The 13,004-nt window shown below is 35.8% G+C and carries 7 protein-coding genes and 2 rRNA genes; 1 reads left to right on the top strand and 8 read right to left on the bottom strand.

From position 1 onward, the window contains the following. Positions 1-94: 94 nt before the first annotated feature. Positions 95-841: a hypothetical protein gene (locus CLU97_RS22660; RefSeq protein ID WP_121490127.1), complete on the bottom strand. Its 747-nt coding sequence runs from the start codon at positions 839-841 to the stop codon at positions 95-97. 182 nt (positions 842-1,023) lie between these two features. On the opposite strand from CLU97_RS22660, the gene CLU97_RS22655 reads away from it, so the two are divergent. After that, the gene (locus CLU97_RS22655; protein WP_121490126.1) at positions 1,024-4,164 is read left to right on the top strand and encodes a UvrD-helicase domain-containing protein; all 3,141 of its coding nucleotides are present in this window, start codon (positions 1,024-1,026) and stop codon (positions 4,162-4,164) included. Between the two features lie 540 nt (positions 4,165-4,704). Here CLU97_RS22655 and CLU97_RS22650 read toward each other — a convergent pair. The 7 genes from CLU97_RS22650 to CLU97_RS22620 all read right to left on the bottom strand — a co-directional run. Then, on the bottom strand, positions 4,705-5,214 hold the full coding sequence (locus tag CLU97_RS22650) for a ferritin (protein ID WP_121490125.1): 510 nt from the start codon (positions 5,212-5,214) through the stop codon (positions 4,705-4,707). A 127-nt stretch (positions 5,215-5,341) separates the two neighbouring features. Beyond that, positions 5,342-5,794 (bottom strand): hypothetical protein, encoded by a 453-nt coding sequence (locus CLU97_RS22645; protein WP_121490124.1) that lies wholly within the window; start codon positions 5,792-5,794, stop codon positions 5,342-5,344. Between the two features lie 201 nt (positions 5,795-5,995). Next, a complete protein-coding gene (locus CLU97_RS22640) occupies positions 5,996-7,009 on the bottom strand; it encodes a hypothetical protein (RefSeq protein WP_121490123.1) in 1,014 nt (337 codons plus the stop codon). 139 nt (positions 7,010-7,148) lie between these two features. After that, positions 7,149-9,800 carry a 4-alpha-glucanotransferase gene (locus tag CLU97_RS22635; RefSeq protein WP_121490122.1) on the bottom strand — a complete coding sequence of 884 codons (2,652 nt, stop codon included), beginning with the start codon at positions 9,798-9,800 and terminating at the stop codon, positions 7,149-7,151. Between the two features lie 126 nt (positions 9,801-9,926). Next, a complete protein-coding gene (locus CLU97_RS22630; RefSeq protein WP_121490121.1) occupies positions 9,927-11,090 on the bottom strand; it encodes a T9SS type A sorting domain-containing protein in 1,164 nt (387 codons plus the stop codon). Positions 11,091-11,455: 365 nt separating this feature from the next. Further along, positions 11,456-11,563, bottom strand: a 5S ribosomal RNA gene (rrf, locus tag CLU97_RS22625). A gap of 172 nt (positions 11,564-11,735) precedes the next feature. Next, positions 11,736-13,004, bottom strand: a 23S ribosomal RNA gene (locus CLU97_RS22620); the annotation flags it as partial.

Below are 13,004 nucleotides of genomic sequence, written 5' to 3'. Positions count from 1 at the left end.
GAAATAATTCAATTTTTATAAAAGTTATTCTTCAGTCTCCTAATTCCGTTTAAAACTCATATTCTGTTGCATCCATCTGAAAATCTTTTCTTACTTATCTCTGAGTTTGTGGAGCACGATAAGATGAAATTCTTGTCAGAACAAAACCTTGAAACCTGTTCAGATCAGCATCACTGCAGAAACCATATTTCAAAATCTTTTTTCTTTCAAAGCCACCTGCAAAAACATAATAAATGAAATGATCTATCAGTGGTTTTTCTATCTTGAGGTTGGTAAAATAGTCATCACCAAGGCTGGCTCTGATGTACTTCATCAAATCTACATCATCCCATTTGTTTTTCACTTTTCCAATAAAGAATCCCTGACCTTTTGGCTGTACGAATTCTCCCGGTTTTGCCGCCAATATTCTCGGATCTGATTTCTGAGCAATATACTGATCGATATCTTTGATCAATTTTTCCACCTTTTTAGGTTTATTATAAAGCTTTGAATCTATTTTCAGGTTTCCGGTAAGTCCCTGTTTCACTTCCACTTCCGGAATCAGAATGGTTTGGCGTACAAGGCTTATATTCATGGGAGACTGTGTATTTTCCGGAGAAACTTTTCTTACCAGACGCTCATATCCTGCTTTCACAAACCGTAATTCATCGCCCTGTTTTCCGGAAATCATGAAATGTCCGTCCCCGTTTGAGACCACTATTTCATCAGTCCGGATGTTGATAACATTTACATCCTGCATTTCAGTACCATTTTCAGAAACAATCTTTCCGAAAATATAATTTTGGGCATGGGTATGGATAAATAGAATAAAGGATAAAAAAAAGAATAGTTTAAGTTTCACAGGCTATTTTTTATAAAGCAAAGCTAAAATTATTTTTAATTTATACCATAAGTTTAACCACAGTTAACGTGTTTTAATATTTCTTTTTAATTTTTGCCTCCAAAACTGTTAAATCGGTTGATCAAATTGTTAAAGTTTCTTTTAAATTTTAGCTAACTTGCAGTCTCAATTCTCTCTCAACAATGCAAAATTCTTACACAGTCATCAATGCTTCTGCCGGATCCGGGAAAACCTACGCTCTGGTACAAAGGCTTCTGATGATCTGTCTCCGTTATCCTAATCAACAGCAATCGATCAGGAATATTCTCGCTCTGACTTTTACTAATAAGGCAGCGAACGAGATGAAGGAAAGAATTTTATCCTGGCTGGGAAATTTCTCAGCGAAAGAATATGCAGAAAATACTGATTTGAAAAATATTCAGAAAGCATTTGAGGAACAAGGCTTAAAGATTACGATTGATGAGCTTCATCATCGTTCAAAAAAACTATTGGATTATGTTCTCCACAATTATTCCACACTGAATATCGGTACGATTGACCGTTTCAATTCAAGGCTGGTAAGAAGCTTTTCTTATGAATTGGGACTGGCGAAAAATTTCAATCTTGAAATTGAAGCAGAGCCGTTTCTGATAGAAGCGGTTGATAAAATGCTGGATCAGATTGGTGAGAATGAAAATATTTCTAATTCTTTCATGGATTATGTAGACTACAGTCTTGAAAATAATGAAAGAATCAATCTTAATAAAAACCTTTATGATTCTGCAAAAGAATTTGTGAAGGATATTCATTATGAACATTTGAAAAGCAATAAAAGTTTTGATGATGCTAATTATGAAAATATAAAGAATACACTTCGTAAAGAGATTGTTCTTAACAAAAAACAATCTGCGGAGCTAGCTGCCAGTTCTATTGAGTTATTCAAATCAAGAAATATTGATATTGAAGATTTTGCCCAGGGTAAAAACGGAATCGGAGGTTTCTTTACAAAGGTCATAGACTTTTATCAACAGAAAAGAGCCGGATTTCCTTTTCCTACCACCCAGGAAGAATCTGTTATCAATAATTACAGAAAAGGAGCATCTTCAAAATCGAAACATAAAGAACCTGAGATTTTTGAAATACTGGATCAGCTTCTCGGCAACAGAATGAAACTTATTCTTCTGTTCATTGAGACTCAAAAGAAAGAAAAAGTTTTGTCCGCTCTTCTTCCTTTGAAGGTGAATAAAGATATTCAGGATGAGCTTCAAAAGATTGAGGAGGAAAATGATCTTGTTCTTCTTTCCAAATTTAATATTCTGATTAATGAAAATCTTAAAAATGAGCCTTCTGCTTTTATTTATGAGAAAGTAGGTTCCCAGTTTCAGCATTATTTCTTTGATGAGTTTCAGGATACATCAGAGCTTCAGTGGCAGAATTTTGTTCCGCTAAGAGATCATAGTGTTTCTACGGAGTATACTTCATTTACATTGGTAGGCGATCCTAAGCAGAGTATTTACAGATTCCGTGGTGGGGAAAGTAAACTGATGCTGGATATTATCAACAAAAAAGAGTTTTCACCAAAAGAAGCAGATCTTCTGGTATTAAAAGATAACTGGAGAAGTGCCATAAACATTGTTCAGTTTAATAATGAATTGTATCGTTTTCATTCCGAGGAACTGCTGGAAGAGCATAAAAATATTTTTGGGGCAGATGCTGAACAAAACCCAAAATCCAAAATGGATGGACGTGTAAAGGTAAATCTGATAGAAAATCTTACCAATGAAGAGTTTTACCAGGATACTTCGGAAAGAATGCGAAAAGATATACAGGAATGTCTGGATAATGGTTTTAAGTTTTCTGATATTACCATCCTTTGCCGTGGGAATTTTGATATTTTCAGTTATTCTCAAAAACTGGGAGGTTTAAAAGTAAATTACCGTGGTGAGGAAACCAATATTAAAACTATTTCTGATAAAGGTCTTACGCTGGAACTTTCCAACACTTTAAAAGCTGTTATTGAATATCTGCGCTGGGAGCTCAATCCTAAGAACAAACATTGTCTGATCATGATGATGTATCACCTGAATACTTTAGGGAAAATTCAAATGTCGGATTTTACTTTATATATGAAAGAAATTCTGGATATTGAAGGCCATGAAGAGATTCTTCAGTTTATTCAGGAGAAATATTCATTACAGCTTAAGCAGGATAATTTCCCGAGATTCAATCTTTATAATTTCATTGAATATTACATCAACGAATTTTCTGTTGAAAATAAAGAGACAGACTTTTTACTGAACTTTCTGGAAATGCTTTTCAATTTTACCCAAAATGCAGGTGCCAGTACAAAAGAGTTTTTGAAATATTGGGATGAAGAGGCTTCTTCGTACACCATTCAGGCTTCGGAAAATATTGATGCGATTCAAATCATGACCATTCACAAATCTAAGGGGCTGGAATTCCCAATTGTTTTTATTCCTATGATGAATAAAAACCGTGACAGTGAGTTTACCAACTGGTTTGATACGAATGAGAATGATGCCCTGAAATCAGTCAACATCAATCAATTTAGCAAAAACCTGGAAGCGTATGATGATGAAATTTTGTTTTTCAATACTAAAAACTCTTATAAAAATCTGATTGACAGATTATGTCTGCAGTATGTAGCCACCACAAGACCTGTTGAACAGCTGTTTTTTTATCTTCAAAAAGCGAATAAGACTTCTAATAATCTTGAGCTATTGGAGTTTCTTGAAGACAAAAATCCGGAAAAGGCTGATGAATTTGATGTCTATGAAGTAAATCCTGAAATGCTGAAGAAATATTCGAAGGATAAAAGTTCATCTTTTAAAACCAAGAATATTGAGGATCTTAAAAATGTGAACGAAAAAAGTACTTCTATCAAGATTGCAACGCCTTCAAAAAACTATCAGGTAAGAAATGAAAAGGTAAGAATTGGTCTTTTTGTACACGAACTTTTATCCAAAATCAATACTGAAAAAGATATCAGTAAAGTATTGGAAGGGTATGCTCTGGAAGGACAGATTACTTTGGAGGAGAAAAACGAAATTCAAATTACATTGCAGGAGATCGTTAGAACTTACGCTGAATTTTTTGATGAAAAATGGGAAGTGATCAATGAGAAAGACATTATGATCTCTGAAAATGGGGAAAGTCATATATTCAGGCCAGACCGTATTTTAAAAGGTGATGAAGGTTATATGATTATTGATTTCAAAACAGGTGAACAAAAAACCAAGGATGAAGCACAGGTAGAAGGCTACAAAAATATCCTTGAACGTCTGGGGAAAAAAGTTCTCAAAACCCAGATCATCTATCTATAAAATTCTCAAAAACAACGTTATCAAAAAGTTAACATAATATTTTTCGTGAAATTCTTTTGAAATAGAAAAGGTTTTATTATTTTTATTCTGGGAGAACAGTATGTCATGTATCATTGATCTTGAGTACCGCCAACCATGAGAATATATTCAATTTCCTTTGTAATAAGCATGATTATCATGTCAGTCTCCACCGTGGTGACTTATAATATTATTGATAGCTTAGATCCCCCTATTACAGAGGATGGACACCGATACATGCCTATTGGAAACATTCTTAAATCTTTACTCGTAAGTTTTGTATTGGGTGCGTTTGTTTTTATCATCGCAGTTAAAATACAGAGGAAAAAATGATCCTTATTAAATTATAAATTTTGGCTAAAGCCAGGGTGGATTTCAAAAACTTTATTAAAAACGGGCTTCCTTCTGTCAGGCTCAAGATCATATTCCATTTCTATTGAATACATATGGAGCAGAATTATAGTAAAAATAAAAACCACTATTCAGCAGAATAGCGGTTTTATATTTTGAAAATTTACAATCTTAAGCGGTTGTATCAGGAGTGAATACTCTCTGAGAAAGTTCCTGGTCAAAAAGGTACAATGCAGATGGGTTATCGCATACCATTTTGATTTTCGTTACATACTGGGAAGCACTAGCCTCTTCTTCTACCTGCTCGTTGATAAACCATTGCATGAATGATGTTGTTGCAAAATCTCCCTCTTCGTTAGCATTCTTTACAATATTGAAAATACTTTTAGTTACGATTTTCTCATGGGCCAATGCTTTTTCAAAAATATCCGTTGCGCTTTCGAACTCATGTGGAGGTTTTGGAATTTCTCCGATGATAATTTCTCCCCCTACATCGTTCAGATAATCAAACATTTTATCTGCGTGCATCAATTCTTCTTTGCTTTGTACTCTGAAATAGTTGGCAATCCCGTCAAGATCTTTTCCGGAGAACCATGCAGACATTGAAAGATAATATTGAGCAGCGTATTGTTCGTGGGCAATTTGTTCGTTAACTAATTTCGCAATTTTTTCGCTTACCATAAGTATTAAATTTATAGTCAAAAATAGGGAATAAAAGCCCGAAATCAAAAGTTTTAAAGAAATTTAATACAAAAAGGATGGAAAAACATCCATCCTTTACACATTAAAAAACTAAAATTGAAGGTGCTTAATTTACTTCAGCAGTTCCTGTATTCATAGGCTTTTTCATCATTCTTCTTTCTTTCATACCCGCTTTCATTTTATCTGCTTTTGCCTGTCTGTCAGCCTGCCATTTATCATATTGTTCAGGACTTAGGATTTTTTTCATATCTGCATCCATTTGTGCTCTTTTGGCTTGCATCTCCTGCATCTTAGCTTGTCTGTCTCCTTTATTTTTTTCAAACTCAGCTTTCATTTCTTCTTTTCTTTTGTCGTGAAGAGCTTTTATTTGGGCTACCTGCGACTGGTTAAGATTAAGGTCTTTCTGCATCTGATCTAAGCGATCCTGTTGCTTCTGCTGCATTTTCTGCTTCATTTCAACAGCTCTTGCCTGTCTGTCCTGTTGAGTTGTATTGGTTTGTTGTGCCATTGCAAAACTTCCCATTCCGATAAATGCTATTGCTAAAACTAATTTTTTCATCTTTTTAAATTTTAATTAACTGTTATTTTCTAATTTGTTTTCTTGTTGTTACATCTTTTTGATTATGAATTAAAACAGAAGTTAAATTAACAAATTCATAAATAATGTTAAATTTTAATAAAAATAAATCATAAAAAGACACAAAAAAGGGCAGATTATAAAAACCTACCCTTCACACCACTTAAATATAATATATGAAAATTAATTCCTTGCTAAACTGCCTCTAAAACCACCGCCATTACCACGGCTTTCATATCTTGAGCCAGCACTTTCAGATCTTTGTCTGAAACCACCTCCATTACTATTTCTAAAGCCTTCGTTAGCTTCTCTTCTAGGAGCTTCTCTTCTCACTTCGCTGTTTCCTCTGAAACCGCCTCCGTTACTGTTTCTGAATCCTCCATTATTGTCTGCATTTACTCTGGTTCCTCCATTATCAGAACTTGTACGGAATCCTCCACCATTACTATTTCTGAAGCCTCCATTACTGGTAGTACTTCCACTATTCACTCCGTTGCTGTTTCTGAAACCTCCATTGTTGTTATCACGGAAACTGCCAGATCTGTCTGTAGTTCTTGTATTTCTGAATCCATTACCAGCGCCGTTATCTCTTCTTACAATATTAAGGGTAGGGTTATCCATTCTACGGAATCTTGATCTGTCTACTCTATAAACATTGATATTGATATTTCTATATCTTGGCATTACAGCATATCTCGGTGCATAGTACGTTCTTCTGTAATTCTGGAAATATACAATTGGGCTGGAACCTCTGTAATAGTTATTTTGGAAAACAACAAATACTCTTGGTCCTAAAATTCTTTGCATTGCATAAAACCTGTCGTAGTACCATCTGTCCGGATTATATCTGTAAAAATTATTCCATGATGTAAAGCTTGCATACAGATTATTTAATGTCATAATCTGATCTATCTGCCATCTGTTTAATCTATTCTGTACGAAAAACCCATTCCAGTCTATATTAATAATACTGTTCCTGTAATCGTTATAATAGCTTTGATAATAAGCTTGAGGATAATAATCCTGAGGATAATTGTAATAATAATCATCAGGGAAATAGTTTCTATCATCTTCATCGCTGTAATTGCCTCCATCATTCTGATAATAACCATCATCACCCCAACCATTATTCGGATACTGCTGAGCAGACGTCAAAACGCCCAACCCAAAAGCTAATCCTAAAAATATTTTTTTCATCTCTATAGTCGTTAATTGGTTAATATATAGTAGAATATCTTAATTCTATCTTTTGGATACAAATAAAAAAAAGAAGTTAAATCCTAAGATCAAACTTCTTTTAAATTATTTTTAAACAACTGATAATCAGATGTTAAATTTACAATCTCCCACTATCTTTTACCCAAAAAGCAATTTTTTCGTTGAAAGATTTTTGCATTTTCAGATCTTCCAGGTTAATGTGCATTCTATAGCGCCAATAATGTGGGAAAACTGCCGGATTATTGATTCTTTCATTATCCATTTTCTTATTGGCAAGCTTTAAATCTGTTGCCAAAAACTCCTGTATAGGGAAAATTGCCAGCATAGATTCATTATATAAATGCTGCTTCATAATAATCTCTGCAAGATGAGGGTTAAGATCTGCTGGAGCTTTTCCGTATTGTATCAACTGCTGGTTGAAATATTTTTGTGTAAGGGCAGGATCTTCTTTCCACCATTGTCTAAGTGTAGAGCTGTCATGGGAAGAAGCGGTTACTACATTCATATAACTCGCATTCTTAGGATTATAGAATGGAATATTCTCAGAAGGCATACGCTGTACTTTCAGTGCAATAATGGCTAATTCGTCCATTACAACCGGTACACATGCAGGCACCATTCCCAAATCTTCTCCACAAATCAGCATTTTGGTAGCATTCAGGATAACCGGAAGCTTTTCCATAGCTTTCTCATACCACATATGATCCTGTCTTCTGAAGAAATAATCGTGATACAATTCATAAATATTTCTCTGTTCAGATTCCGAAAGATATTTATAAGATTCTGTATTGTATACATTGAATCTTGGATGGTACACCGTTTTTCCGTTTCTTTCTTCAGTTAAAAACAAAACATTGGCACATAGGGCAACCAATTTTTCTTCAAGGGAACCATAAGGTTTCTTCTTAAAGAAATTAACCAGTTTTCTTTGCGTATCAAATTCTTCTTTGAAAGCATAAGTCCCATTATCATTACGGTTCATAAACTCAAGAGCTTTTCCGCCATCTTCACCAAAATAATCCCATAAGATCTGGTTATTGATAAAAGGTTTACAGTATCTGTCAAAATTAAACGGAATCTGCCATGCCTTAAATTCATCCGCTACAATGGGAACGGCCGGATAAAAGTATCCTAAAATTCCTTGTACGGCGGAAATCGGCATTCTCCATATTCTGAAGAAACCTAGAATATGATCTATTCTCATGGCATCAAAGTACTGCTCCAATGCTTTGAACCTGTTTTTCCACCATCTGTAATCGTCTGCTTTCATAGCTTCCCAATTGTACGTTGGGAACTCCCAGTTTTGTCCGAGTTCTGTAAACTGATCAGGAGGTGCTCCGGCTTGGAAATCCATTCCAAATAATTCCGGTTCTGTCCATGCTTCCACAGAATATCTGTAGATACCAATCGGAAGATCACCCTTCAACGAAATTCCCAGTTTATGGGTATAATCTACTGCTTCTTTTAGTTGCAGATGCAATTGGTATTGTACCCATGCATGAAGCATTGAGGTATCATAATCTTTGTTTTTTGTTGTAAAAAACTGTGAGATCTTTCCTGCAATATATTTTTTATGGGTTTTCCAATCGTTGAAATTGGGCGTTTTATATTTATCCCTCAATACACAGAACGCAGAATATGGAACAAGCCAGTATTCATTATCCTTGATGAATTTTTTGAAGTTTTTATCTTTATAAATTTTATCTTTTTCAGCATTAAAAACTGCAGTAAGATATTTCCATTTGCCTGCAATCATCTTTTCATAATCAATCAGATCCAGAGCATTTAAGTTCTCTTTGTCAATCAGATATTCATCAACTAATTCTTTCGGTAAAGAATAATCAAGCTTTTCTAAAGAGATGTATTGTGGGTGCAGTGCATAAACAGATACCGCTGCGTAAGGATAAGAATCTGTCCAGGAATAATTCGCTGTGGTGTCATTGATCGGAAGAATCTGAATAATCCCAAGGTTAGTTTCTTTCGTCCAGTCTGCCAGTTTTTTAATATCTGTAAATTCTCCTACTCCAAATCCATCTTCACTTCTCAAAGAGAATACAGGAACCGCTACCCCGGCATCATGGTACATCTGATATCCTTTAAATTTAAAATAATGATTGGAGACAATCTGTAAAACATCCGGTAATTGATTCGCTACCGTAAATCTGTTTTCTCCAGTTTCTACATCAATTACTTTGTTTTCTTTGGTATCAAAAAGACAGTACTTGAACTGAATAAATTCATTCTCCGGTATCTCTACAGAAACTTCCCACATTCCAAAATCTGTCTGATGCAGATGAATCACTCTTTCATAATTCCAGCTTCCTAAAGATGCTGTATTTCCAAAAAGTACAACGCTCCAGTCCGGATTATAAATAGGTGCTTCTATCCTGAATAAGTGAGTATGTTTTTTTAAAACTGTTACTTTTCCTGGAACAAAATCATGCAGTTTATTGTAAAGTATTTTGTTGTTTAAATAGTTTTCGGGAAAATTTTTGTTATTCCATTCGTCAAAAATGACAAACTCCTTATAGTTATGCGGAAAACTGAGATGATGCGGAACAAATTCTTCTCGTAATATATTTTTTTTCTCATCTACAACTCTGTATTGGTAAGAAATAGATTTTGAAAAATTATCTACTTCACATTTCCATAAACCATTCTCACCATAAAACATAGTATGGATATGTACTGCAGCGCCTTCTTCGCCAATTACAAGCTGCAAATTCTCTCCAGCCTTTACAACATATCCTACATTAAAGTATAGTTTCATCTATATTTTTTTATAAAAGTACATTTTAATATCGAAAAATAAAACTTATTGAATATCAAATAATCATTAAAAGACCTTTTCAAAAATGTTTGAAAAGGTCTCTATATTTTGAATTATAATTCTTACTTATTTTGTTACAAGAATCTTTTTATTAAATATTGCTTTGCCCGCTTCATTAGTGATATTTACAATATAAGCTCCACTCACCAATCCTTTAAGATATACTCTTTCATCTGAGGAGTTATCTTTTACAGCGAGGTTCTGAGTCATTACATTTTTACCGGACATATCAAAAACATTCAGCTGAATGTTCCCTTTTACATTTTTATCAACATGAACATTGATATAATGCTCATCTACTTTTGTTGGGTAAATATCCATGTTAGCCAGGCTATTAGAGGCAGTAGCTTTATCATTCACAAAATACTTACTTGCCAGGTCATAGATATGCAATCCCTGTTCTCCTGGAAGCTGTTTGGCATGTAAAGTTGTAAGATCTGCTTCATATAAAGCACCTCCTTTTGCACTTGCAATAACTACTTTGCCTTGAGCATTTACGGCAGATCCGTTTACAGAATAGTTATCCGGAATTCCCGTAATTTTACCCACAAATTTAGCCTTTAAATCTTTAGTTAAAACTTTGAAAACATTTCCTGAAGCAGAAAAAACATAAAAATTATTATCAGCATCAGCAATCATGTCGCCACCAAATCCTGTTTCCATAGCTGTAAATGAATTTTTACCATTGGAAGAGTCATCTTTGATGATTCCAAGATCATTTATCAAATATTGACCATCTTTTTTACTAATTTCCAAAAACTGTGTTCCGGAATTATTTATTGCATAAATATTACCATTATATCCTGTTGCCATTCTTGTAATATGGGAATTAATATCACAAGATGTAACTCTTGCTACATTATTCTCTACCAGCGTAATCACCTTAGTCTGAGGATTCAAAATATAAACATTGGACGAAAACATAGGCATATATACCAGATTGTTATTCATAGAATCATAAGCGAGTGCTGCCAAAGTAATGGACTGAGAATTATTGTAAGAATTTTTATCTTCAGCTACAATACCTTTTCTACTCTGTGAAAATACCTTTGCTGATGAATCAGCTGTAAAAATTTTCTCTCCTGAAGTTCCATTGACAGCATTAATTGTACGGAAATCATTAAAAGTAATGCTTTGAGTATCTTTTCCTGCAATGGCAAAGAAATCCTGCTGTGCCTGTGCATTCGCACCTAATAACAGTAAAAATAGAGGGAATAAATGTTTTTTCATACTATTTATTTTTAGATTCGTAATTTTTTGATATGACTAAGTTACACAATTTTAGAATTGGTAAAACAAAAAAATCTCTAGTATTTGAATAAATCTTGGCTGTGAGGGATAATAGTGGGAATAATTCGGAGTTCGGGATATATTGGTTCGTGTTATAGAGTTACGGTATTCAGATTAAGAAAAGCTTTGTTTAGACTTCCAGGGATTGACTAATGCTGTGGGATAAAACGTGTAATGATGGTAAAGTAAAGGCTGTAAAGACCACTACTCATGTATCTGTTGGAGTTGGGTTGGAATAGTTGTGATATGTATAAAACAAAAAAACCTTTATCGCAATGATAAAGGTTTTTTAAAAATAAAATAAAAACTGGCGGCGGCCTACTCTCCCGCGTTAGCAGTACCATCGGCGCTGGTGGGCTTAACTTCTGTGTTCGGAATGGGAACAGGTGAGCCCCACCGCTAAAACCACCCTAAAGAAGGTATATAAGGTTCAGTTGGAAGATCCTAGGGAAGAGGTAATAGCTGTTTCAACTGCTACCTGATACCTTGTATCTGTCATCTGATACCTGTTTTAATCGATAAAAACTTTCACAAAGACAAAACCTTCAATGCACATAAAGCACCTGGTTTATATTAGTAACCATAGACTATAAATCTACGGGTAATTAGTACTACTTGGCTATGACATTACTGTCTTTACACCTATAGCCTATCAACGTCGTCATCTACAACGACCCTTAAAAGATGTCTCATCTTGAGGCGAGTTTCGCACTTATATGCTTTCAGTGCTTATCTCTTCCAAACGTAGCTACTCAGCGGTGCACCTGGCGGTACAACTGATACACCAGAGGTTTGTTCAATTCGGTCCTCTCGTACTAGAATCAAGCCCTCTCAAACATCTAACGCCCGCAATAGATAGAGACCGAACTGTCTCACGACGTTCTGAACCCAGCTCGCGTGCCACTTTAATGGGCGAACAGCCCAACCCTTGGGACCTTCTCCAGCCCCAGGATGTGACGAGCCGACATCGAGGTGCCGAACCTCCCCGTCGATGTGAGCTCTTGGGGGAGACTAGCCTGTTATCCCCGGAGTACCTTTTATCCTATGAGCGATGGCCCTTCCATACGGAACCACCGGATCACTATGTCCTGCTTTCGCACCTGATCGACTTGTTGGTCTCACAGTCAAGCACCCTTATGCCATTACACTCTACGCACGGTTACCAAGCGTGCTGAGGGTACCTTTGAAAGCCTCCGTTACTCTTTTGGAGGCGACCACCCCAGTCAAACTACCCACCACGCAATGTCCTTCTTAAAGAAGTTAGGCTCCAAGTAAGTAAAGGGTGGTATTTCAACGTTGGCTCCACAAACACTAGCGTGCCTGCTTCAAAGCCTCCCACCTATCCTACACATTACTTACTCAAAGTCAATACGAAGTTATAGTAAAGGTTCACAGGGTCTTTTCGTCCCATTGCGGTAATCGGCATCTTCACCGATACTACAATTTCACCGAGCTCGTGGCTGAGACAGTGCCCAGATCGTTACACCATTCGTGCAGGTCGGAACTTACCCGACAAGGAATTTCGCTACCTTAGGACCGTTATAGTTACGGCCGCCGTTTACTGGGGCTTCAGTTAATGCCTTCGGTTTAACCCTAAGCACCTTCCTTAACCTTCCAGCACCGGGCAGGTGTCAGACCCTATACAGCATCTTTCGATTTAGCAGAGTCCTGTGTTTTTGATAAACAGTCGCCTGGGCCTCTTCACTGCGGCCACATTGCTGATGGCGTCTCTTCTTCCGAAGTTACGAGACTATTTTGCCTAGTTCCTTAGCCACGACTCACTCGAGCACCTTAGGATTCTCTCCTCGACCACCTGTGTCGGTTTTGGTACGGGTTGCTTCACTTCGGCTTTTC

The organism is Chryseobacterium sp. 7 (genome assembly GCF_003663845.1).
Taxonomy (GTDB): Bacteria; Bacteroidota; Bacteroidia; order Flavobacteriales; family Weeksellaceae; genus Chryseobacterium.
This window is presented reverse-complemented; position numbering and strand designations above follow the sequence as displayed.